Origin of the sequence: Cryobacterium glucosi (assembly GCF_004402235.1) — a bacterium.
Lineage (GTDB): Bacteria > Actinomycetota > Actinomycetes > Actinomycetales > Microbacteriaceae > Cryobacterium > Cryobacterium glucosi.
The window spans coordinates 21,044-43,671 of the sequence record NZ_SOFS01000034.1 but is presented as its reverse complement, the minus strand read 5'-3'; the positions used below and the strand labels follow the sequence as shown (position 1 = coordinate 43,671).

The following is a 22,628-nucleotide window of genomic DNA, read 5'->3' as shown; positions in this document are numbered from 1 at the left end:
GCATCCGCTCGCACTCCCGCGAGAGCGGAGTTATGGCCCTTAAAACGCTGGTTTAGGGGCCACAACTCCGCTCTCGCGGAACGACAGGGGGCGCGGGCGGAGACGGGAGCGGTTGTCCACAGGCCGAACGGGGCATCCCGCCAGCGGGCGGCGACACGCTAACCTGTGGGGGCAGTCCACATCAAGCGAGGGGCAACGATGTCAGACCCGGCCGGCGGCGATTCAGCCGCACCCGATCCATTCGCGCAGCACGCGGGCACGGTGCTCTGGCCCGGCTCGCTCCGCGACCTGACCGACACGACCCTGTGCCCGGCCTGCCAGACCCCGCTCGCGCCATACGGGTGCCCGTCCTGCGGGCTCGACCTGCGGCATCCGGTCGCCGCCGAGCTGCTGGCCGTGTCAACGGATGCCGCGAAACTGCTCGACCGGCGCGTGGCGCTGATCGGGCGCCTGCGTTTCGACGCCGCCCGGGCCCGGGCCGCCGCCCAACAGGTGCAGCACACGCCGACCGCGCCGGCTCCGGCGCCTCCCCTGTCCTGGCTCCCCCAACCGCCGGCGACTGCTCCCCTGGTGGTCCCGATCGCGGCTTGGGCTTCGACCGCGCCATCGGTGCCGGTTCCGTCAGAGCACGCGACGCCGACGCCCTCCCGATCAGCGCCCGCGCTGTCCACGCCGGCGCTGTCCACGCCGGCCCACCAGTCCCCGCCGCGGCAGGCACTCCCGAAGGCCGCACCTGCGCCGCGGGACCCCTCGCTCCCGCCGAAACGGTCGAGCGTGCAGATCCTGCTGCTCGTGGTCGGGGTCACTCTCGTGTCGGTCGCCGCGATCTTCTTCCTCACGGTCGCCTGGATCTTCGCCGGGCTCCTCGTGCGTTCCCTCATCGTCGGGGCATTCACGGCCGGGGCGCTGGTCACGGCCGCGGTGCTCAAGCGCCGCGGACTCGGGGTCACGGCGGAGGGCATCGGCGCCCTCGCGGTCGTGCTCGTGCTGCTCGACGCCTGGTCCCTCCGGCAGAACGACCTCTTCGGGCTCGGCGCGGCGGAGTCCGACGGCTACTGGGGGGTGACGCTCCTCGTGTGCACCGGGCTGTTCCTCGGCTGGCACGCCGTATCCGGGCTGCGGGTTGCGAGTGTCGCCGGCTTCGCGGCCGCCGCGCCCGGGCTCGGCCTGCTCGTCTCCGCCGCGGCGGTCGGCCAGGACGACCTGACCCGGGTCTACCTCGCGTGCCTCGGGGCATCCGTCGGCGCGCTCATCCACCGGTTCACCCGGGCGTCGACGCCGAAGGGCGCCGCCGCGCCGGTCGGTCGTTGGCCAGGCGCCGACCGGGCGCCCGAGCGGGCGATCGTGTTCGGTTTCGCCGTCGTGTCGCTGCTCGGTGCCCTCGCAACGGCCCCGTTCGTGGAGACGGGCAGCGAACTCTCCCCGCTCTGGCTGCTCGGCGCGGTCGCGCTCGTCGCCGCCGTGCACTCCGTCACGATCCTCGGGGTGCGCGCGGTACCTCCGGCCCAGGCCCCGGCCGACCCTGCCCAATCCGTCGCCTCAGCCTCTGCCCCGGCCGGCCCGGGCGCAGGCTCGCTCGCCTTCGCCTGCTTCTGTTCGGCCGTCGCGGCCCTCGCGCTCGCCCTGATCGCCCTGATCGTCGCGATCCGCACCACCAGCATCCCGCTCCTTGTCACGGCGCCCCTGCTGGTCGCGCTCACCCTCGCGCTCGGCCTGGAGCTCGTGTCCAACCGCGCCGCCGGTCCGCGGCGCACCGCCGAGCGCGTCGCGGCCCTGACGGCGGCCCTCGCCGCGGGCTATTTCGCCCTCGCGACGGTCTCCAGCGCCGCGTGGCCGCTCGGCGTCGCGCTCGTGCGTGGCCTGACTGTGTTCGCGAGCGACCCGGGCAGGCCGTTCAACCCGCTCCTCTCCTGGTTCGACGAGCTGGACAACCCGGTCGGCCCGAACAGTCTCTGGGCCCTCAGCGCCCTCGTCGCAGCCGGCGCCCTGGCCGCCGTCATCTGGCACGCCGGGGGGCTGCTGCACGCTCGCACGCGCCTGGTCGCGGCGGTTTTCGCGGCTACTCTCGTGCTCGCGGTCCCGTTCGCGGGGCAGCTCCCCGGCTCGGTATGGCTGGTCACCCTGCTCTTCGGGCTGCTCGGCGGCGGCGCGCTGTTCGCCCTGCTCGCGCACCAGCGCGACCGGCTGCCGCTCGGTTCCCTCCGTCCCATCGTGCTCACCCTCGTCATCGTGAGCGTCTCCCTCGGCTTCCTGGTCGGCTGGGCGCGGTCGGACACCTGGTGGATCGGCACAGCCACCGGCATCCTCGCGCTCGTCGTCGCCCGCGGCCTGCTCGGCAACGTCCAGGAAACCCACATCGCGGGAACCCCCGACCGCCCCGCGCACAGCGGGCGGGAACAGGGACGCGGCGCGCTCCTGGCGGGCGCGCTCCTGCTCACCCTGCTCGCCGCCGTCGTCGCGCCGTGGGCGCTCACCCTCGGCGCCCGACCGCCGGCGACCGTGCTGCTCGTGGACCAGCTGCGCGGCCTCACCCTCGCGACCGCGCTCCTCCAGCTTTTCTTCGCGGTGCCGCTGCCCCGCTGGGTGCAGCCCACCGAGCGCCGCTGGGCCTTCCGGACCCTGCTCGCCCCCACGATCCTGGCCTTCGCCCTGCCCGTCGGGGACCTCGCCGCCGCCCTCGACCCGACCGGTCGCGCCGTCCTGCTGCAGCCCGAACCGGCAGCGGGCATCATCCACACTGTGCTGCTGCTCACTGCCGCCGTGCTCTGGCTCACGCTCCGCGGCAACCGCGCCGCCGCTCCCATCGAGCGGCTCACCGCGATCGTCGCGATCGCCCCGGTGCTGTTCCTGCTGTTCGGCGCCGTGCTCCGGGCAGCGGATGCCCCCGCCACCGTCGCCGACGTGGCCGCGCCGGCCGCCGCCATCCTGTGCTGCGCCCTCGGGCTCACGCTCGGGTCGCTCGCGCTACGCACGTCGCCAGGGACGGTGTCCCGCGGTCACTCCGACCGGCTCGCCCTCGAGGTCGGCGCACTGCTCGTGCTCGGCCCGGCAACGATCACGGCGATCGCCACGAGCCGCCCGCTCGGCTGGGTCGCGCTCCTCCTCGCCGGCCTCGCCGCGCTCCTGGCCGCGATCACCCCCGACGGGCTCTTCGGCTCGCACTCCGCGCGACGGCACCTCGGCTGGGTGGCGCTCTGCCTCGGAATCGCGGGCCTCTGGCTCGGCCTCTCCCGGTCAGGCACCGAGGCCGTGGAACCCTACGTGCTGCCCGTCGCGGCGGTCCTGCTCGTGCTGGCCGCGCTCATCCGCCGCTTCGGACTGGTCGACCGCAGGACGGCCGGGAGCCCGGTCGCCGCTTGGCTCACCCTCGCCGGGCTGCTCGTCGCGCTCGTGCCCGTCGCGCTTGTCGCCGGGACCGGCCCGCTCGCCCGCCCGCTCGCGGTCACCGGCGTCTCGGCCGCGCTGCTGCTCACTGCCTGCACCCTGCGCTGGACCCCGCCGCGGTCCGGGTACCTCGCCGCGGCCGCGGCGAGCGGCACCCTCGGGCTGCTCGTGACGAGCGGCGGCCGGATCGTGGCGCTCCTCCGCTCCACCGAAGACGCAGGGCTCCTCATCGAGGCCTGGCTCCTGCCCGCACTGCTGGTTCTCGTTGTCGCCGGCATCCTCAGCGCACGCTCCGGGCGACGGATGCTCGGGGACGCCTCGGGTCCCGGTGACGCCCACCTCACGGCCAGGCTCGCCGTGCGCACCGGATACGGCCTGCTCACGGTCGCCGTCACCTTCGGGTCACTCGCCGAGGTCCTCAGCCTCGCCGCAGCGGCCCCCGACGAGACCCCGCTCGCCGCTCCGCGCGTCGTGCTGCTCGCCCTCGCCTGCGCGGCAGCGCACGTCGGTCTGATCCGGTGGGACCGCACCAGGGAGGGCCGCGCTCTCGCCTGGGCCGCCCTCGGCGGCGCCGGCGTCGCACTGCTCGGCGGATACCTGCACGGTGTCCCGGTTCCGCTCGAGATCGTGACGGTTCCGGTCGGACTCGTGATCGTCGGCGGGCGCCTCCTCGCCGCCGGCCAGTTCCACAGCCCCGTCCCGGCCACGGCCGCGGACTCGGGCGCGGCCCGGTCGACCCGGTTCTGGATCCAGGCCGGCCTCCTGCTCGCCGTGCTCCCGAGCGCCACGATCCCGCCGACACCGGACGGGTCCCTGCTCCGCCCGATCCTCGTGCTCACCTTCGGCGGCGCACTCGCGATCGCCGGCGCCACGCTCACAGCGACACCGGCGTGGCGTCCGCTGGCCTGGCCGGCCGTCTCCGCCGGACTCGTCGCCGTGCTGCTCACCGCCCTGAACCGAGTCAGCCCGCTCCTCGACACCGTCCCGGCCGGGCCGGATTCCCGGCTCGAGGGCTGGCTCCTGCCCGCGGCTGTGCTCGTGGCCGCGACCGGGATCGCCCTCCTGGCCGCGGCCCGCCGCGGCCCCGTCGCCGGTCTCGCCGCGGCCGTCGGCGACCACCCACCGACTGGCCCGGTCGACGGCGATGCGCGCGACGGCATTCGCTTCACCGGTTCGACGCCCGGCCCGGTGCGGACCGGCCCGCGACAGGTGCCGGCCACGGATGCCGCGACGTCGGCGCTCGGCTACGGTCTCGTGATCCTGGCGATGGCCGGCGTGCTCGGGGCCGAAGTCGCCGCGCTCGGGTATGCGCCTCTCGCGACGATCCGCGTCGTGCTGCTCGCCTGGACATTCTCCGCGGTGCACGTCACGGTGTTCCAGCTCGACCCGGGCCGGGCCGGCCGCTGGGTCGCGTGGCTGGCCATCGCCGCCGGCGGAGTCGCGGTGCTCGCCGGCTATGGCCACGGCGTGCCGCACCCGATCGAGATCGTGAGCGTTCCGCTCGCCCTCGCGCTCGTCACGAGCGGCTGGCTGCACCTCGAGGCGACGCCGTCCGCGCGCAGCTGGCCGTGGCTCGCACCGGGCCTCTTCGTGCTGCTCGGTCCGTCGCTCCTGCTCGACGTGACCGAGAGCCCGCTCTGGCGGGTCGTCGGGCTCGGAGTACTCGCGGTCGCCGTGCTGCTGGCCGGCCTGTGGCAGCGGTTGCAGGCGCCGTTCGTGCTGGGCGCCGTGGTGTTACTCGTGCACGGTCTCGCCCAGCTGTGGCCGTGGATCGCGCTGGCCTACGAGGCCGTCGCCTGGTGGCTGTGGCTCGGCATCGGCGGCACCCTGCTGATCGTGCTCGCTGCCCGCTACGAGCAGCGGATCCGCGCTCTCAAGCAGATCGCGCTCGGCATCTCGTCGCTCCGCTGACGGGTCAGCGCAGCGACACCGTCGCGTGTCGCCGCCCCCCTGCCGTGACGCGGGCGCGCTGTCAGCCGAGATCGAAGGTGACCCCGGTCAGGCGTTCGCTTTCCGACCACAGGCGCACGGCATCCGCGTGGTTGCCGGCCCGTTCGGACCGCCCGACCGGATGCGGGTGGCCGTGCTGCTCGCCGAAGCCGTCCGGCCCGACGAAGGTGTTGCCGGCGAGTCCCGGCTCGGTCGCGGCGTAGAGCGTGGGCAGCGCCCCCATCTCGGCCGGCTGGGCGAGGACCCGGTTGGCGAGATCCGTCAGTCGGCGTTCGAAGCCGTTGTTGTTGCCGCGCATGGTTGCGCCGACGGACTGCAGGTTCGTACGGGCGTACCCGGGGTGGGCGGCGAGGGCGAGCAGGGGTGCCCCTGCCGCGTGGGCCCGGCGCTGGAGTTCGCTTGTGAAGAGCAGGTTGGCGAGCTTGCTCTGGCCGTAGGCAGCCCAGGCCCTGTACTTCTGCGCGCCCATCAGGTCGTCGAAGTCCATCCGGCCGCGCCGGTGCAGTGCGGAGGAGAGTGTGACGACCCGGGCCTTCCGGCCGGTGTCCGGGCCGGTGACCGCGTCCGGGGCGGTGGCCGCCGCGGCGCGGGCGAGGAGGCCGGGCAGCAGCAGCCCGGTGAGGGCGAAATGGCCGAGGTGGTTGGTGCCGAACTGCAGTTCGAATCCGTCGACGGTCCGGCGCTCCGGCACGTTCATCACGCCCGCGTTGTTGACGAGGACGTCGAGTCCTTCGGGGTGCTCGGCGAGCCAGGCACTCGCGAAGGACCGAACCGAGGCGAGGCTGGACAGATCGAGCTCGCGCACCTGCACCGCGGCATCCGCCGCCCGGTCGGCCGGCAGCCCGGCCAGGATGCGCCGCGCTGCGTCTTCGCCCCTGGCGAGATCACGCACGGCGAGGGTGACGGATGCCCCGTGCCCGGCCAGCTCGGACGCCGTCACGAATCCGAGCCCCGAGTTCGCTCCCGTGACGATGACCGTACGGCCTTGGAGGTCGGGGATGTCCGCGGCGGTCCAGCCGGGCTTCTTCGGCGACTTCTTCGGAGAAGCGGTGGTCATTTCGACAGCTCGATCCGGTAGCGCACGTGGTTCCGGTCGGCGCTCGCCTGCCAGAACTCGATCTCGCTCGGCTGCAGCGCGTAAAGCCGCCAGCTCGAGTTGGGCCGGCCGTCGGCGCCGGGGCGCTCGTCCCAGTCCTGCGCGGATGCCCGGGCCGAGAGCTCGATCACCGAACCGACAACGCGCACCTGCCTGCCCAGCTGCGGCCAGTAGAAGTTCATCGCCGCGCTCGGGTTCTCACTGAGCTCGAGGCCCTTGCGCGAGGTCGCGGAGCTCGCGAAGTGCCAGCCGGCCTCGTCGATGTTCTTGAGGATCAGCATCCGTGAGGACGGCTGGCCGGCAGCGGTCGTCGTGGCGAGGCTGAAGGCGTGCGGCTGCGGCACCCCGGCGGCGAGGGCGGCGGCAAGCCAGGCCTGGAAGAGCAGGGCGGGATCGGACTCGGCGGCCTTCGCGTCGAAGGGCGGGAGGGAGGCCGGGAAGTCCGGCAGGGAGCGCAACAGGGAACGGAAGGATTCGGTCACGCGCAGAGCCTAGCGGGATCGACTGGGATCGACCGGGGTCGCGGAGGAGCCCCGGATGATCAACCGGCTGGGCAGGCGCACGGACTCCGGCGTGCCGCCGTCGATCACGGTCCTGAGCATGTCGACGGCGATCCGGCCCATGTCCGCGACACTGTGCGCGATGACGCTCACGGGCGGATCGAGCAGGGCGAGCCAGTCGATGTCGTCGAAGGAGACCAGGGCGACGTCGGTGCCGATCCGGAGGCCGAGCTTCTGGATCGCGCCGATCGCGCCGAACGCCATCGGGCTGTCCGCGACGAGAAGCGCGGTCGGCGGTTCATTGAGTGCGAGCAGGGTGCGCACGGCGGCCGAGCCGCTCTCGGGCTGGAAGTCGCCGAAGACGATGAGCGCTGGGTCGAGGCTGAGGCCCCGGTCGCCGGCGGCCCGGACGAAGCTCGCGTAGCGTTCACGGCCGGTCGAGGTGGACTGCGGCCCGGCAATGTAGCCGATCCGGGTGTGCCCGAGCGCGGCGAGATGATCGACCGCCTCCCGGATCCCGGTGTCGCTGTCCGTCGTGACGCTCGGCAGGTCGATGCCCTCGATGGTGCGGTCGATGAAGACGGCCGGGATCTCCCGTCCGACGACCGAGCGGATGCTGCCGCTCCCGTCACCGAGCGGCGCGACGATGATGCCGTCGACGCGCCGGGCGATCAGGTTGTCGAGGTACCGGTCCTGCTGGTCCTTCCGCTCGTTCGCGTTGCCGAGCAGCGTCACGAAGCCGTGCACGAGGGCAGCCTGCTCGACCGTGTGGGCGAGGTCCGCGAAGAACGGGTTCCGGACATCCGGCACCAGCAGGCCGATCGCGTGCGTGCGGGTGGACCGGAGCGCCCTGGCCTGGGCGTTCGGCCGATAGTCGAGCTCCGCGACGGCCGCCTGCACCCGGGAGCGGGCGTCCGCCGAGGTGGCGGGGTTTCCGGAGAGCACCCGGGACGTCGTCGCGACGGAGACGCCGGCGAGCGCGGCAACGTCCTTGATGGTGATCGTGACCATCACTGCACCCCCTGCCCTGCCGGGACTGCGTCAAGTGGAAACGTTTCCAAGCTGATGCCCAGACTATTGCGGAGGCGCAGAGGTGTCAAAATGCGGGAGGGGGTTGTCATTCCGCCCTCCACCGACTCGAGGAGACCCCATGGCCCAGATCGTTCAGTACAGCAAATTCGGCGGACCCGAGGTGCTCGAGCTGGTCGAGGTGGCCGAGCCCCGGGCATCCGCCGGCGAAGTCGTGGTCGCGGTCCGGGCGGCGGGCGTGAACCCGATCGACTGGAAGATCCGCAGGGCCATCCGCCCGACGGGCCCGATCACGACGCCGAGGCGGCCGGGCTCCGACGCCGCCGGGCGGATCGTCGAGGTCGGCGCCGGCGTGACCGGCTGGTCGGTCGGGGACGCCGTGATCGTGCTCGGCGCCGCTGGCGCCTATGCCAGCCACCTGACAGCGACCCCCGCGCAGCTCACTCGCAAGCCGGACGGACTCGGCTGGGCGGAGGCCGCGGCCCTCGGAGTGCCGGCCGGTACGGCCTACCAGGCGCTCCGCTCCCTCGGACTGGGATCGGCGGACACCCTGCTCATCCACGGCGGTTCTGGCAGCGTCGGACAGGCCGCGATCCAGTTCGCCCTGCTCGACGGCGCGACCGTGATCGCGACGGCGAGCGAGCCGAACCAGGCCCGGCTGGCCGAACTCGGCGCGATCCCGGTCGTGTACGGGCCCGGTCTCGTCGATCGCATCCGTTCGGTGGCTCCCCGGGGCGTCGACGTCGTCCTGGATGCCGCGGGCACCGACGAGGCCCTCGAGGCTTCCTTCGCGCTCGTCGCCGACCGCAGCAGGATCGGCACGATCGTGGTCGGCCGGAAGGCGGCGGAGCTCGGCATCCAGGCCTGGTCAGGCGGCAGCCCGGTTCCGCTCACCCCGGAGCAGGTCGAGCTCAGGGCGGCGGGCCTGCGACTTGCAACCGAGCTGGCGGCCGCCGGCCGGTTCGATGTCGAGATCGCGGCGGTCTTCCCGCTCGCCGAGGCGGCCGCAGCCCAGGAGCTCAGCGAGCACGGGCATCCGCGCGGCAAGATCGTCCTGCTGCCCTGACCCGCCCGGACGGTCAGCGACGCCCGACGAAGTCGTCCATGGTGTTGTAAACGCCGAAGACGCGGCCGGCCACGAGATCCCAGACCGGCAGCGGCAGGATGCCCCGCAACACTTTCGACAGACCGACCGTCCACGGCATGGTCACCTGCGGAGTCCCGGCGAGCATGGCCCGCCAGACCCGGTCGACGACGTATTCCGGTGTGAGTATGGGAGTCAGGAGCGGCCCGCGCGCGCCGTCGAACATGCCGGTCGAGATATAGCTCGGCGACACCGTGGTGACCTTGACCCGGCTGAAACCCTGCTGCACGAGCTCGAGCCGCAGGGAATCGCTCCAGCCGATCAGGGCGGCCTTCGAGGCCGCGTACACGCTCATCCTCGGGTTGGAGAGCAGGCCGGCCGCCGAGGCGATGTTCACGATCCGCGATTCCCGGCCGTTGGTGCTCATCATCCCCGGCAGGAACTCGCGGGCGATGTACATCGGGGCGAGGGCGTTGATCTGCATGGTGGGGCGAGTGTCGTCGCCGTTGTCGTGTTCCCAGAAGAAGGCGCCGCGCACGATCCCGGCGTTGTTGATCACGATGTCCGGATTTCCGATTTCCGTGCGCACGCGTTGGGCTGTCTGCGCGATCGCACCCAGGTCTCCGATGTCGACGACGTACGGAAACACCGCGGTCGAGCCGGTGGCCCCCTCGGAGAGGCGAGCGGCCGTCCTGGTGAGAGCGGCGGCGTCCCGATCCCACAGGATCACCGCCCGCGCCCCCTCTGCGACGGCCCGCTCGGCGTAGAGGCGGCCCATGCCGCTGGCAGCGCCGGTGATCAGCACGCGGGCTCCGGAAACGGTTCGAGTCATGCCTCCATCATTCATCATCGCCGCCGGTCCGGGAGCCGCCATCCTGGGGAGCGCCCCGGAAGCCCAGTGCATACCCAGCCCCGGCTGGCATCGTGGACGCAACCGATCGACGACTCACAAGACGACTGACCAGGAGCACACCATGGGATTCCTCGACCGCCTCTTCGGCCGCGACGAACAGGGCAGCACGGCACAGGCCCGCACCGCGCCCACCACGCGTGGCGCCGTCCCGCAGCGCACCGACGACGAGATCGCCGTCGAGCGCTACCAGTACCTGTTGCGCACGGCGCCGCCGGAGACCATCGAGCAAGTGCACACCGAGGCCTTCGCCAAGCTCACCGACCAGCAGCGCGACCTGCTCTTCCAGCGCCTCACCGAGAACGCCACGCCGAGCGAACGCCCGGCCGACGCCGCGCCAGCGACGCTCGCGAAGGCCGCCACCCGTGCAGAGCTCCGCGAGCCCGGCACCCTCGAACGCACCCTCGGCCGCCAGGGCCAGGGCGGCCTGGGGTTCGGCGGCATGGTCGGCAGCACCATCCTCGGCACGGTCGCCGGTTACGTGATCGGGTCCGCGCTCGTGAGCGCGTTCCTGCCGGACCCGGGGGCGACGGATGCCGCAGCGAGCGATTCAGGGACCGATTCCGGCGGGGACTCCGCGAGCGACACGAGCACGGAAGCCGGAGCGGACACGGGGTCCGACACCGGCGGTGACTTCGGCGGGGGCGACTTCGGCGGCGGGGACTTCGGCGGCGGCTTCGACTTCTGAGCCGTCCGCCCCGGAACGGCCGTGCCCAGCACGACCGCGCCGGGCACGGCCGGGCGATAGCCTGACAGGAGCGTCCCGGTCGGAACGCCGAGAGGACAGGCCAGTGAGCACCCGCACTCCCGGCACTCTCGTGCTCCTGCGGCACGGCGAGAGCACGGCGAATGCCTCCGGCCTGTTCACCGGGATCCTCGACGCGCCGCTGTCCGATCTGGGGGCGGCAGAGGCCCGGTCCGCCGCCAGGCTGGTAGCCTCGGCGGGCCTCCACCCCGACGCCGTGTTCACCTCAGCCCTGCAGCGGGCCCGGCGAACGGCCGACATCCTGGTCGAGGAGCTGCGACAACACCCAGCGGCCCCGCAGGCCGACTGGCGGCTCAACGAGCGCAACTACGGAGCCCTGACCGGTCGCTCGAAGGCCGACGTGCGGGCGGAATTCGGCGAGGCCCAGTTCCTGGCCTGGCGCAGGTCGGTCAACACCGCTCCGCCCCCCCTCGACGACGAGGCTTTCGCGGCCGCGCGCGAATCGCCCCTGTTCCGCGGGCTCCCTGCCGAAGCGCTCACCCGCACCGAGGCGCTCAGCCACGTCATGGCGAGGGTCGGCCGGTTCCACGCCGAACAGGTGGTTCCGCGCCTCCGCCTCGGCCAGACCGTGCTCGTCGTCGCCCACGGGAACTCGCTCCGGGCCTACTGCGCGCTGCTGGACGGCCTCGACGACCACGCGATCCACCGGCTCAATCTTCCGACCGGGCATCCGCTCGTCTATCGCTTCACGGCCGCCGACCTGGCGCAGGAACCCACGGGCGCGCTCCCGCGGCAGCCGCTCTCGGCGGGCGGCCACTACCTCGATTCCGCCGCCGCACTGCCCGCCGCGGCCCGGCTCACCGCCGACGGCGGCACCTAGTCCCCTCGAGTTGCGGATGCCACAAGTCAGGGCCGGGAGTGCTGCGGAACCGTGAGCAGGCGACAGGTGGTCGCGACGGCCTTCTCGAGGTTGGCCGCGCCGGCGGCGAGCGCCTCCGCCAGGGTGCAGACGCCCAGGACGATCGGAACGAGAGCGGCGAACCCGTGCCCGTACAGCGCCTCGGCACCCTCCCCGACCCGGCCGGCGAAGGCGATCACGGGCACGCCGTGCCTGGCCGCGGTTTCCGCGACGCCGAGCGGGGTCTTCCCGCCGAGGGTCTGGGCGTCGATGCTGCCCTCCCCCGTGAACACGATGTCGGCGCCCGCCATCGACTCGGAGAGGTGGGCGGCCTCCATCACGACGTCAACGCCGCGCTGCATCGTGCTGTCGAAGAAGGCGAGGAAGGCCGCTCCGAGCCCGCCGGCGGCGCCGGCGCCGGCGACCGTGGCGACCTCGCGGCCCGTCATCGACGTGACGACGGACGCGAAGACGCCGAGGGCAGCGTCGAGCTCGGCCACGGTCGACTCATCCGCACCCTTCTGGGGTCCGAACACCCGGCTGGCCCCGCTCGGGCCGAGCAACGGGTTGGTCACGTCGCACGCGATCCGGAAAGACGTGTCCGCGAGTCGCGGATCGAACCCGGACAGGTCGATCCGGGCGAGGCGGGCAAGGGCTGCGCCTCCGCGGGGCAGCTCAGCGCCGCCGACGTCGAGCAGCCGCGCGCCGAGCGCCTGAAGCATGCCCGCCCCGCCGTCGTTGGTGACCGATCCGCCGAGCCCGACGATGAACCGGCGTGCGCCGCGGTCGAGCGCGTCAACGATCAGCCGGCCGACCCCGAAGGTGCTCGCGATCCGGGGGTCACGGTCGGCGACCGCGACGAGGTGGATGCCGGCGGCCGCGGCGATCTCGACGACCGCCAGGCCCTCGGCGGCCACGAACCCATAGGTCGCCGGAACCGTTCGTCCGAGCGCATCCTGCACCTCGGCCGTGACGAGGGTGCCGCCGAGCGCGGTCACGAGGGCGTCTGCCGTTCCCTCCCCGCCGTCGGCCATCGGCGCGACGATACACACGGCATCCGGGAACACCGAACGGATGCCGCGTTCCATCGCGGCCGCGGCCTCCGCCGCGGTCATCGATTCCTTGAAGGAGTCGGGTGCCAGAACGAACTTCATGCGGTGATCCTCTGCCGGGCGCAACCGATGGGGTGAGAAAAGGGGGCCGGGGAGATTTCCCCGGCCCCTTCAGTGTGGCCGTTTCGGCGGACCACGTCGATCTCAAGAGCCGTGGCTCAGAATGACACCCCGCAGACCAGGGCCGCATTCGCGTACGGCGTGGCCTCGCCCGTGCGGATGAAGAGCTTGGCAGACGCGGAGAGCGCCTTGAGATCCTCGTGGCTGATGTACTCGATCCCGTCGAAACGCTCGGCCAGCCAGGCACCCGCCGGGGCGCCCTTCGCTTCCTCGGCGGCGATGCAGTGCTGGAACACCATGTCGCTTGTGAGGGCATCGAGGACCTGCTCGAACCGCGGAATGCCGTGGACGAGAGCGAGGTCGACCACCGGCACCCCCGCCGGGATCGGCATGCCGCAATCGGCCACCAGGACCAGGTCGGTGTGCCCGAGTCTGGCGAGGGCGCCGCAGAGGTCGGCATTCAGGATGCCGGTCCGCTTCACTTCTCCACCTCGGGGAGTTCGTCGTCCGCGCCGGGATACGACTGCTGGGTGCCGAGCGTGCGCACCGCGAACGCGCCGACCCTGACCGCGAGGCGCACGGCGTCGAGGAGACTGGAGCCGGCGGCGAGCCGTCCGCTGAGCGCCCCGACGAAGGCATCGCCGGCGCCGGAGGAGTCGACCGCTGCGACCCGGGGCGAGGGAACCGTGGTCGTGCCGAGGGAATCGGAACAGATCGCACCCTGTTCTCCCCTGGTCAGCACCACGGCGGGAACGCCCCAGGCGCGGAGCCTGGCCACGAGCTCGGCGTCCCCACGGGGGATGTCCGTGCCGGGGTCGACGAGCGCGAGGACGAGTGCGGCCTCGTGCTCGTTGACGACGAGCGGGTCGGCCCGCCGGATCGTGGCGGGGTCGACGGCGATCACGGGAGCGAGGTTGAGCACGACCCGGCCGGTGGCCAGGCGGACGGCCGCCTCGATGCCGGCGGCGGGGATCTCGCCCTGCAGCACGACGACGGCGGCCCGCGCGATGAGGTCGGCGGCGTCACCGACGACATCCGCCCCCACGGCGGCGTTCGCCCCGGGGACGACGACGATGGTGTTCTCCCCGTCGTCGGCCACGGTGACGAGGGCGAGGCCGGTCGGGCCGTCGATGGCGGACACGGCGGACAGGTCGACGCCGGCCCGCTCGAGGAGAGCCATCGTGAGCCCGGCGACGGAATCGCTCCCGGTGGCGCCGACGAGGCTGACGTGCGCGCCCAGCCGGGCCGCTGCGACGGCCTGGTTGGCGCCCTTGCCGCCCGGCAGGAATTCCATCGACCGCGCGATCAGGGTTTCCCCTGGCGCGGGATGGCGCTCGACGACCATGAGCTGGTCGACGTTGATCGAGCCGACGACGACGATCGGGCCGCCGTCAGCGGTGGGGGTGAAGGAGCTCACTTGGTGAAGTCGCCCACGTTCGTCTTCGTGACGGTGACGACCTCGACGGGGACGGTCGCGTCGACCTTTTCGCCGGCGAGGGTCTTGACGGCCAGTTCGATGGCGAGCTTGCCGAGTTCGGCGGGCTGCTGGGCGATCGTGGCGGCGAGGGTGCCTGCTGTGATCGCGGCGAGTCCGTCGGTGGTTCCGTCGAAGCCGACGACCTTGACGTCGGTCCCGGCGCGGGATCCGAGCGCCTGCACGGCTCCGAGGGCCATCTCATCGTTCTCGGCGAAGACACCGGTCACCTCGGGGTGGGCCTGGAGCAGGTTCGTCGTCACGTCGAGTGCGGTGGCGCGGTCGAAGTTGGCGGTCTGCTTGGCCACGACGGTGATGTTCGGGTAGGCCTTCATGCCCTCTTCGAAGCCGGCGCCACGGTCGCGGCTCGCGCTGGTTCCGGAGACACCCTGCAGGTCGATGACGCTGCCCTTCTCGCCCATCGCGGTCGCGAGCTCGACCGCGGCCTGCTTGCCGCCGGCGACGTTGTCGCTCGCGACGAGGGAGGCGACGGTTGCGCCGTTGACGGTGCGGTCGACCGCGATCACCGGGATGTTCGCGGTGTTGAGCGCCTTGACGGCCGAGCCGGCGGCATCCGAGTCGACGGGGTTGACGATGACGAGCTTGGCCCCGCTCGATGCGGCCGTGGCGAGCTGGTTGGCCTGGGTCGCCGAGTCGTTCTGGGCATCCACGATGTTGAGCTGCAGGCCGGCGGCGGTCGCGGCGGCCTGGGCGCCGTCGCGCAGCTCGACGAAGAACGGGTTGTTCAGGGTGGAGACGGCCAGCACGATCTTGGTGCCGGATGCCGAGTCCCCACCGCCCCGGCCGCACGCGGTCGTGCCGACGAGGATGAGGGCGGCTGCGGTGGTGACGGCGGCGATTCTGCGGAAAGAGGACGACTTCATTGTGTGTTCCTTTGGTTTGAGCGATGGAGGGAAAGGGAGAAAGTGCGGGTGTGGAGGAATAGTGCTCAGCTGTTGCGCGTCTTGCGGCGCAGCACGTCGACGCCGACGGCGAGGGCGATCACGAGGCCGATGACGACCTGCTGCCAGAACGAGGTGACGTTCAGCAGGTTGAGGCCGTTGCGGATCACGACGAGCACGAGCGCGCCGACGAAGGTGCCCGAGATCTTGCCGAGGCCGCCAGAGAGCGATGCGCCGCCGATGACGACGGCCGCGATGGCGTCGAGCTCGTAGCCGGCAGCCGCCTGGGGCTGCGCGGAGTCGAGCCGGCCGGCGAGGAGGAGCCCGGCGAGCGCCGCGAACAGGCCGGCGAGGGCGAAGACGGTGACGAGGATGCGCTTGACCGGCAGCCCGGACAGGCGCGCCGCCTCGGCGTTGCCGCCGACCGCGTACATCGACCGCCCGATCACGGTGCGGTTGAGCACGAAGGAGGCGACGACGGCTGAGAGCAGGAGCACGACGATCGGCATCGGGACCGGTCCGAGGTTTCCGCCGAGGAAGGAAACCTCGGCCGCTGTCTTGATCGGGCGGCCGTCGGAGATGACGAGGGTGAGGCCGCGGGCGACGCTCAGCATCGCGAGGGTCGCGATGAACGAGGGCAGCTTGCCGTAGGCGTTCGCGAGGCCGTTGACCATCCCGGCGAGGAGCCCGGTGACGAGCCCGCCGATCAGGGTCAACCAGCCGGGAAGCCCGGCGGCGACGAAGAGCCAGCTGGACACCATGGCCGCGAGGGCGGCGACCGCGCCGACCGACAGGTCGATGCCGCCCGCGACGATGACGAAGGTCATCCCGAACGCGAGCACGGCGACGGTGGAGACCTGGATGCCGATGTTCAGCAGGTTCTGCCCGGTCAGGAAGTCCGGGGTGGCGATGAAGAGGGCGAGGCACAACACGACGAGGCCGACGAGCGCTCCGTTGTTGGCAAGGAATTTCTTGTAGTCGACGCGGCGGCGCGCCGGGGCCAGGGTAGTCGTGGACATCGGTGTCATTCCTTCTCGTGGGTCGGTGCGTTGTCGCGGGTGACGGCGGCGAGGTCGCCGTCGGTCGTTGTGGTGATCGGTTCGTTGATCGGTTCGTTGATCGGTTCGTTGATCGGTTCGTTGATCGGTTCGTCGGATTCGATGTCGTCGACGATGGCGTCGATCTCGGTGCTGCCCGCTTCCCGGGCGGCGAGGGTCATCACGGCGTCCTGGGTGGCGTCCGCGGCGCTGAGCTCGCCGGCGATCCGGCCGTCCCGCATCACCAGGATGCGGTCGCTCATGCCGAGGACCTCGGGGAGTTCGCTCGAGACCATGACGATCGCGCCACCGGCATCCGTGATCGCGTTCATCAGTTCGTAGATCTCGACCTTGGCGCCGACGTCGACGCCGCGGGTGGGCTCGTCGAGCAGCAGCACGGTCGAGGCGGCGATGATCCAGCGGCCGAAGACGGCCTTCTGCTGGTTGCCGCCTGACAGTGCGCCGACGGGCTGGTCGATGGTGTGCATCCGGATGCGGAGCTTCTCGGCGACGGCCTGGGCCCTGCGGCGCTGGCCGGTGAAGTCTGCGAGCCCGAGGCGTGCGGTCGACGCGAGCGTCGCGTAGCCGAGGTTGTCGTTGACGGATGCCCCGAGCACGAGCCCCTGTCCCTTGCGGTCCTCGGGCACGTGGCCGATGCCCGCGGCGATCGCGGCCGGGATGTTGCCCTTCGGCAGGCGGTGCCCGCGCACCACAACGGCGCCGGAGTCGTAGTGGTCGACGCCCGCGATCGCCCGGATCAGTTCGGTGCGACCGGCGCCGACGAGTCCGGCGATCCCGAGCACTTCACCGGCGTGCACGGTGAAGCTCACGTCGCTGAACGAGCCGCTCGCGCTGAGGTTCTCGACCGCGAGGATCTCGGCCGGTTCGGCGAGCACGGGGGCGCGCCGGGGGAACTGGTCCTCGATGTTGCGGCCGACCATGAGCCGCACCAGCTCCGCTTCCGGTGTCGAGGCCGGCACCTCGGCGACGAATTCGCCGTCGCGCAGCACCGTGACCGTGTCGCCGACCTCGGCGATCTCGTCGAGGTGGTGGCTGATGAAGAGCATCGCGACGCCGCGGCGCCGGAGGTCGGCCATCACGGCGAAGAGCGCCTGGGTCTCGTGCCGGGTGAGTGCGGCTGTCGGCTCGTCGAGGATGAGGATGCGCGCGTTGATGCTGAGCGCCTTGGCGATCTCGACGAGCTGCTGCTTGGCGATGCCGAGCTCGCCGACCGGGGTGTCCACGTCGACGTCGAGACCGATCAGGGCGAGGGCGGCACGCGCCCGGTTGCGGAGGGCGCGCCGGTCGACCATGCCGTGCCTGGTCGGCATCCGCCCGAGCATCACGTTCTCGGCGACACTCATGGTCGGCACGAGGTTGAGTTCCTGGTGGATGGTGGCGATACCGAGGTCCTCCGCCGCGCGGGTCGTCGGGAGCGTCACGACGGCGCCGTCGACCACGATGTCGCCGGAATCGGGCTGGTATACCCCGGCCATCATCTTGATCAGCGTGGATTTCCCGGCGCCGTTCTCGCCGAGGAGCACCTGTACGTGGCCGGCGTAGACGCTCACGGTGACGTCCTTGATGACGGTCACCTGGCCGAAGGTCTTGCCCACGTTCTGCAGGGTGACCAGGGGTTGTGGATTCATTTCAGTGCGTCCTTACGCTGTTATGACTGGCTGTGGGTGCTGGGGGTGCCGCGGGCGGCGTGGGCGGGCGGGGCGGTGTTCCCGGTGTTCCGGCCGGTGCCGACGACGCCCGGACGATCAGTTCGCTCGGCAGCACGACCGAGGCAGGGGTGCCGCCGTCGATGACCTGCAGCAGCAGGTCCACCGCGGTGCGGCCCATGTCGGCGACGCTGTGCGAGATGACGCTCAGTGCGGGGTTGAGCAGCGCGAACCACTCGACGTCGTCGAAGGCGACCATGGCGAGGTCGACGCCGAGAAGCACCCCGCGGTCGTGCAGGCTGGCGATGGCGCCGACGGCCATCAGGCTGTCGGCAACGATCAGGGCGGTCGGCGGCTCGCGGAGGCCCAGCAGGGCGTGCACGCCGGCCGAGCCGCTGGCCGCCTGGTAGTCGCCGAAGTAGACGAGTGAGGGGTCGGCGCTCAGCCCGTTCTCGGTGACGCACCGGGTGAAGGCGGCGAACCGGTCTCGCCCGGTCGAGCTGGCCTGCGGCCCCGAGATATAACCGATCCGGGTGTGGCCGGCCGCAGCGAGGTGTTCAACGGCCTGGCGGATGCCGGTGGTTCCATCCGTCGTCACGCTCGGCAGGTCCATGCCCGCGATCGTGCGGTCGACGAAGACGGTGGGGATCTCACGGGCGATGAGGGAGCGGATGCTGTCGCTCCCCTCCCCGACGGGGGCGAGGATGATGCCGTCGACCCTCCGCGAGATCAGGGTGTCGAGGTACCGGTCCTGCTGGTCGGCGCGTTCGTTGGCGTTGCCGAGCAGGGTCACGTAGCCGTGCAGGTTGGCCGCCTGTTCGACGGTGTGGGCGAGGTCGGCGAAGAAGGGGTTCCGCACGTCGGAAACCAGGAGGCCCAGGGCGTTCGTCCTGGCTCCGCGCAGCGCGCGGGCCTGGGCGTTCGGCCGGAAGTCGAGTTCCGCCGCGGCCGAGGCGACGCGGGCCCTCGAGGTCGGCGAGGTGGCCGGGTTGCCGGAGAGCACCCGGGAGGCTGTGGCGACGGAGACGCCGGCGAGCGCTGCGACCTCGCGGATCGTGATCGCGTTCATCATGCTCACCTCATTGTGTGATTGGGCCCTGCGTCGTGGAAACGATTCCATGGAATCGTTTCCATACTAGGTGGCTGCCCTCCCGGCTGTCAACACCCCTGCCGCACAACCCCGTTCGCCAGCCCCGTTCCCTTCCGAACGCTGCGATACTCAGGGGAGACCGCCGGCACTCGTCCGGGGGGACGAGTCCCACGCGCACGAGCGTCGGAGGCCCAGCCACCACGTGTCGTGTCACAGGAGCGGACCCCATGTCCCGCACGCCGCTGAAGCCCACCGATCTCACGCATCCGTCGCCCCCGCTCACCGGCTGGCACTCAGAGAACCACTGGCCGGCACCCGAGACCGTCGTGGTCGCCGACGACCGGATGACCGCGGACGCGGCATACCGCCTCGCCAAGTCGGGCACCGGGATGCTGTGGGCCGGCGATTTCCAGAACGCCCGGCAGCTGCTCGGCGCACTCGCCCGCCGCATCGACCACATCGACACCGCGCGCCGCCGCACGCATCCGCCGCGCCGCGGCCCGGCGGCCCTCTTCGAACGGACCAGGGCCGACGCCCACGAGCGCGCCCGGCTGCTCGGCCTCGTGCTCATTCCGCTCGACGCCGACTACACGATCGCCCTGCGGCGCGCGCCCGATGCCCGAGCCGCCTGCCTCGAGACCTACGGCCCGGCCGGCCGTGCCGCGACGGTCACGTCACTGCGCGAGTTGCTCGGCGTGATGGGCGCCCACGAGTGGCGGGTGAGGGGCGTCGTCGTCCCGGCGCTCGGCGGCAGCATCCACGCGCACTACGGCGTCTTCTCGCCCGTTCGCGGAGAATACCTCGACCTCGTGCTCGCCGCGCCGCTCCCCGCGACGGCCTCGACCGGGAGCACGAGCGCGGCAACGGATGCCTCCCGCACCGCCTTCGACATCGGCACCGGCACCGGCGTGATCGCCGCGATCCTCGCCGGCCGTGGCTTCGATCGCGTGATCGGCACGGACACGTCCCCGCGCGCGCTGGCCTGTGCGCGCGAGAACGTTGCGAGGCTCGGCCTCACGACGTCGGTCACGATCGAGGACACCGACCTGTTCCCGTCCGGACTCGCCGACCTGATCGTCTGCAACCCGCCGTGGATCCCCGGAGCCGCCGTCACCGCAACCGACCACGCCGTCTACGATCCGGACGGGCAGATGCTGCAGGGCTTCCTCTCCGGCCTCTCCGGGCATCTCGCACCCGGAGGCGAGGGCTGGCTCGTGCTTTCCGACATCGCCGAGCACCTCGGGCTGCGTTCCAGGGACGCCCTGCTCGACCAGTTCGACGACGCCGGTCTCGAGGTCGTCGCACGCCTCGACACGAAGCCCGTGCACCGGAAGGCCGCCGACGCCGACGACCCGCTGCACGCGGCGAGGGCCGCAGAGGTGACCTCGCTCTGGCGACTGCGCGCGGCATCCGCCCCTGAGCGCTCCTGACAAAGAACACAAGGCGAGCAGAGAATCCTCTGCCCGCCTTGTGCGGTGAAACGTGATGCGTATTACCTGATGACGACCGTTACTTAGCGGCGACCGTCAGGAGCGGGCTTCCGACCTGGACGTGGCCGGAGGCAGCCTGCTCGACGGGCCCGAACTTCCGGGCGTTCGTCACGAGCACCGGGGTGACGAGCGAGTAGCCCGCGTCCTCGATGATCGTGCGGTCGAAGACCACCAGCGGGGTGCCGGCTTCGACGCGGTCGCCGGCGGCGACCTTGACGTCGAAGCCCTTGCCGGCCAGGTTCACGGTGTCGATACCGACGTGGATGAGCAGTTCGACGCCGCTGTCGAGCAGCAGCCCGAAGGCGTGACCGGTCGGCTGGGCGACGAGGACCTTGCCGGCAGCGGGGGCGTAGACGGTGTCCTCTGTCGGGTCGATCCCGACGCCGGGGCCGACGATTCCCTTGCTGAACACGGGGTCAGGGACCTCGGCGAGCGGAACGACGATACCGGCGACCGGCGAACCGATCGTGGCGAGCAGGGTGGCGACGGCGGTGGCCGTTCCGGCGCTGGTCGCAGTGGCGACGCCTGCGCCTGCAGTACCGGCGGCAACCGGTGCTGCGACGGATGCGACGTGTGCGGACTTCTTGCTCGTTTCGGCTTCGTCGGCCGCAACCTGGGCGGCAACTTCCGCCTTCTGTTCCGGCGTCTGATAGCCGGAGAGGATCACGAGGATCATCGCGGTGAAGAAGGCTGCAGCGATGGCGATCGTGTACAGCGGGATGTTGTCGAACGCGGGGATGGTCAGCAGCGAGGTGAAGACGAATGCGCTGGTCTTGACGCCGCCGCCGAGTCCGATGATGACGCCACCGACGAGGCAACCGATGAGCATGCGCGGGTAGATGCGCTTGAACCGCAAGTGGATTCCGTAGAGGGAGGGTTCGGAAATACCGCCGAGGAGACCGGCAGCGAGAGCGCCCGTCGCGGTCTGCTTCATCAGGCGGTCCTTCTCGCGAATGGCGAGGAAGAGCACACCGGCAGTGGCGCCGAAGCACGCGAAGTTCCAGGCGCCCATCGGGCCCTGGATGAAGTCAAACCCGAGGGACTGGATGTTGAGCAGCATGATCGCGTTCAGCGGCCAGTGCAGGCCGAGCGGAACCATGAACGGGTAGGCCAGCGGGATGACGACCGCGAAGATGAACGGCGAGAAATCGTTGATCGACTTGAGGAAGTTACCGAGTCCGGCTCCGCCGTACACACCGATCGGGCCGATCAGGAAGGCGGTCAGCGGGATCATGATGAGCATGCTGATGAACGGCACGAAGATCAGCTGGACGCTGGACGGAATGATCTTCTTCAGGAGCACGGTCAGGGCGGCGAGCACTCCGGCCATCAGCAGCGGCGGGAACACCTGCGAGCTGTAGTCGAACACCGTCAGCGGCAGTCCGAAGATCTGCACGACGGATGCGTGGCCGCCGAAGACGGACTCCGCACCATCGGTCTTCCCCAGGGCGGTGAAGCCCGGGAGCATGACGACGGCCATGATGCCGAAGCCGACCCACGGGTCGGCGCCCATCCGCTTGGAGGCGTTGTATGCAACCATCAGCGGCAGGAAGACGAAGACGCCCTGCCACATCAGGTTCACGAACTGCCACGACGGATCAAGGGTGACGCCGGGCGCGTTCCAGGCCGGAATGACACCGAGGGTCGCCATCAAGGCCATGAAGGTGATGAACAGCGACGCGCCCAGCAGCGCACCGAGGATGGGACGGAACGAGTCGGACAGGACCTCGAAGAACGTGTCGAGGGCGGCGAACTTTCCGCGCGGTCCCTTTGCCTTCCCCGCAGCCTTCATATCGGCGACGGAGTCGCCCTCGCTGGATCCGCCGGAGCTGATCCGCTTCATTTCGGGGAGGGCCATAATTTCGTTGTACACGGTCTCAACCGCGCCACCGATGACGACCTGGTAGCGGTCGCCCGTCTGGGGGACGGCGCCGAGGACGGCGGGAATCGCCTCGACGGCCGACTGGTCGATACCGGATGCATCCTTGAGCTGGAAGCGGAGCCGGGTGGCGCAATGGGTGAGACCCACGACGTTTCCGGCACCTCCGATACTTTGAATAATCTCTGCAGCAGGTTTCGACGCCACCTTGGACTCCTTTGGGTGTGGATTAAGAACGTGTGTCTCCGGTGGCACGACTCAGGGCGACCGTGTGGGCCGGCTGAGAAAGTCGTGTGGGTTTTCACACATCATTAGCAACGTACACGATCTTTGTGCACATCTCAGCACCGGTTTTGACCG

The 22,628-nt window shown here is 71.3% G+C and carries 17 protein-coding genes; 5 read left to right on the top strand and 12 right to left on the bottom strand.

The annotated features are described in order from the left end of the window. Positions 1-198 precede the first annotated feature (198 nt). A complete protein-coding gene (locus E3O46_RS14385) occupies positions 199-5,295 on the top strand; it encodes an SCO7613 C-terminal domain-containing membrane protein (RefSeq protein ID WP_134561944.1) in 5,097 nt (1,698 codons plus the stop codon). A gap of 61 nt (positions 5,296-5,356) precedes the next feature. On the opposite strand, the gene E3O46_RS14380 is transcribed toward E3O46_RS14385, so the two are convergent. Genes E3O46_RS14380 through E3O46_RS14370 form a run of 3 tightly spaced genes read right to left on the bottom strand, consistent with a single transcriptional unit; the run spans position 5,357 to position 7,941 of the window. Then, positions 5,357-6,391, bottom strand: coding sequence for an oxidoreductase (locus tag E3O46_RS14380; protein WP_134561943.1), 1,035 nt, complete (start codon positions 6,389-6,391; stop codon positions 5,357-5,359). Further along, entirely contained in the window at positions 6,388-6,912 is a 525-nt protein-coding gene (locus E3O46_RS14375) for a pyridoxamine 5'-phosphate oxidase family protein (protein WP_134446185.1), read from the bottom strand. The genes E3O46_RS14380 and E3O46_RS14375 overlap by 4 nt, the downstream gene beginning before the upstream one ends. 9 nt (positions 6,913-6,921) lie before the next feature. Next, positions 6,922-7,941: a LacI family DNA-binding transcriptional regulator gene (locus E3O46_RS14370; RefSeq protein WP_134446184.1), complete on the bottom strand. Its 1,020-nt coding sequence runs from the start codon at positions 7,939-7,941 to the stop codon at positions 6,922-6,924. A gap of 139 nt (positions 7,942-8,080) precedes the next feature. Between E3O46_RS14370 and E3O46_RS14365 the strand changes: the two genes are divergently transcribed. Then, positions 8,081-9,025: an NADP-dependent oxidoreductase gene (locus E3O46_RS14365; protein ID WP_134561942.1), complete on the top strand. Its 945-nt coding sequence runs from the start codon at positions 8,081-8,083 to the stop codon at positions 9,023-9,025. Positions 9,026-9,038: 13 nt separating this feature from the next. Here the strand turns inward: E3O46_RS14365 and E3O46_RS14360 are convergent, their stop codons facing one another. After that, a complete protein-coding gene (locus tag E3O46_RS14360) occupies positions 9,039-9,875 on the bottom strand; it encodes an SDR family NAD(P)-dependent oxidoreductase (RefSeq protein ID WP_134446182.1) in 837 nt (278 codons plus the stop codon). On the opposite strand from E3O46_RS14360, the gene E3O46_RS14355 reads away from it, so the two are divergent. Together E3O46_RS14355 and E3O46_RS14350 are read left to right on the top strand one after the other, a co-directional pair. Then, positions 9,874-10,641 carry a hypothetical protein gene (locus E3O46_RS14355; RefSeq protein ID WP_338145030.1) on the top strand — a complete coding sequence of 256 codons (768 nt, stop codon included), beginning with the start codon at positions 9,874-9,876 and terminating at the stop codon, positions 10,639-10,641. The genes E3O46_RS14360 and E3O46_RS14355 overlap by 2 nt on opposite strands. 103 nt (positions 10,642-10,744) lie before the next feature. Beyond that, complete coding sequence (locus E3O46_RS14350) at positions 10,745-11,539, top strand: 2,3-bisphosphoglycerate-dependent phosphoglycerate mutase (protein ID WP_134446181.1); 795 nt, start codon at positions 10,745-10,747, stop codon at positions 11,537-11,539. 26 nt (positions 11,540-11,565) lie between these two features. Here the strand turns inward: E3O46_RS14350 and E3O46_RS14345 are convergent, their stop codons facing one another. The 7 genes from E3O46_RS14345 to E3O46_RS14315 form a co-directional block, all read right to left on the bottom strand. Beyond that, positions 11,566-12,711 carry a glycerate kinase gene (locus tag E3O46_RS14345; protein ID WP_134560381.1) on the bottom strand — a complete coding sequence of 382 codons (1,146 nt, stop codon included), beginning with the start codon at positions 12,709-12,711 and terminating at the stop codon, positions 11,566-11,568. 116 nt (positions 12,712-12,827) lie between these two features. Next, the gene (gene rbsD / locus E3O46_RS14340) at positions 12,828-13,211 is read right to left on the bottom strand and encodes a D-ribose pyranase (protein ID WP_134446179.1); all 384 of its coding nucleotides are present in this window, start codon (positions 13,209-13,211) and stop codon (positions 12,828-12,830) included. Next, positions 13,208-14,146, bottom strand: a complete 939-nt coding sequence (locus E3O46_RS14335) for a ribokinase (protein WP_134560385.1) — start codon at positions 14,144-14,146, stop codon at positions 13,208-13,210. Before E3O46_RS14335 ends, rbsD begins: the two co-directional genes overlap by 4 nt. Next, the gene (locus E3O46_RS14330) at positions 14,143-15,087 is read right to left on the bottom strand and encodes a substrate-binding domain-containing protein (protein ID WP_134560387.1); all 945 of its coding nucleotides are present in this window, start codon (positions 15,085-15,087) and stop codon (positions 14,143-14,145) included. Before E3O46_RS14330 ends, E3O46_RS14335 begins: the two co-directional genes overlap by 4 nt. A gap of 65 nt (positions 15,088-15,152) precedes the next feature. Then, entirely contained in the window at positions 15,153-16,124 is a 972-nt protein-coding gene (locus E3O46_RS14325) for an ABC transporter permease (protein ID WP_338145029.1), read from the bottom strand. Between the two features lie 5 nt (positions 16,125-16,129). Beyond that, positions 16,130-17,791 (bottom strand): sugar ABC transporter ATP-binding protein, encoded by a 1,662-nt coding sequence (locus E3O46_RS14320; RefSeq protein WP_134561941.1) that lies wholly within the window; start codon positions 17,789-17,791, stop codon positions 16,130-16,132. Position 17,792: 1 nt separating this feature from the next. Next, a complete protein-coding gene (locus tag E3O46_RS14315; RefSeq protein ID WP_134561940.1) occupies positions 17,793-18,881 on the bottom strand; it encodes a LacI family DNA-binding transcriptional regulator in 1,089 nt (362 codons plus the stop codon). Between the two features lie 245 nt (positions 18,882-19,126). Here E3O46_RS14315 and E3O46_RS14310 point away from each other — a divergent pair, with 245 nt between their 5' ends. After that, the gene (locus tag E3O46_RS14310; protein WP_134560395.1) at positions 19,127-20,329 is read left to right on the top strand and encodes a N5-glutamine methyltransferase family protein; all 1,203 of its coding nucleotides are present in this window, start codon (positions 19,127-19,129) and stop codon (positions 20,327-20,329) included. Positions 20,330-20,408: 79 nt separating this feature from the next. Here E3O46_RS14310 and E3O46_RS14305 read toward each other — a convergent pair whose 3' ends face one another. Beyond that, complete coding sequence (locus E3O46_RS14305; RefSeq protein WP_134561939.1) at positions 20,409-22,475, bottom strand: glucose PTS transporter subunit IIA; 2,067 nt, start codon at positions 22,473-22,475, stop codon at positions 20,409-20,411. Between the last annotated feature and the right edge of the window lie 153 nt (positions 22,476-22,628).

What these genes read in the sequence shown, in the direction of transcription:
- E3O46_RS14385 (WP_134561944.1), top strand. Translation starts at nt 199, where the DNA reads ATGTCAGACCCGGCCGGCGGCGATTCAGCCGCACCCGATCCATTCGCG.
- E3O46_RS14380 (WP_134561943.1), bottom strand. Translation starts at nt 6,391, where the DNA reads ATGACCACCGCTTCTCCGAAGAAGTCGCCGAAGAAGCCCGGCTGGACC.
- E3O46_RS14370 (WP_134446184.1), bottom strand. Translation starts at nt 7,941, where the DNA reads ATGGTCACGATCACCATCAAGGACGTTGCCGCGCTCGCCGGCGTCTCC.
- E3O46_RS14365 (WP_134561942.1), top strand. Translation starts at nt 8,081, where the DNA reads ATGGCCCAGATCGTTCAGTACAGCAAATTCGGCGGACCCGAGGTGCTC.
- E3O46_RS14355 (WP_338145030.1), top strand. Translation starts at nt 9,874, where the DNA reads ATGCCTCCATCATTCATCATCGCCGCCGGTCCGGGAGCCGCCATCCTG.
- E3O46_RS14360 (WP_134446182.1), bottom strand. Translation starts at nt 9,875, where the DNA reads ATGACTCGAACCGTTTCCGGAGCCCGCGTGCTGATCACCGGCGCTGCC.
- E3O46_RS14345 (WP_134560381.1), bottom strand. Translation starts at nt 12,711, where the DNA reads ATGAAGTTCGTTCTGGCACCCGACTCCTTCAAGGAATCGATGACCGCG.
- E3O46_RS14330 (WP_134560387.1), bottom strand. Translation starts at nt 15,087, where the DNA reads ATGAAGTCGTCCTCTTTCCGCAGAATCGCCGCCGTCACCACCGCAGCC.
- E3O46_RS14325 (WP_338145029.1), bottom strand. Translation starts at nt 16,124, where the DNA reads ATGTCCACGACTACCCTGGCCCCGGCGCGCCGCCGCGTCGACTACAAG.
- E3O46_RS14320 (WP_134561941.1), bottom strand. Translation starts at nt 17,791, where the DNA reads ATGAATCCACAACCCCTGGTCACCCTGCAGAACGTGGGCAAGACCTTC.
- E3O46_RS14315 (WP_134561940.1), bottom strand. Translation starts at nt 18,881, where the DNA reads ATGATGAACGCGATCACGATCCGCGAGGTCGCAGCGCTCGCCGGCGTC.
- E3O46_RS14310 (WP_134560395.1), top strand. Translation starts at nt 19,127, where the DNA reads ATGTCCCGCACGCCGCTGAAGCCCACCGATCTCACGCATCCGTCGCCC.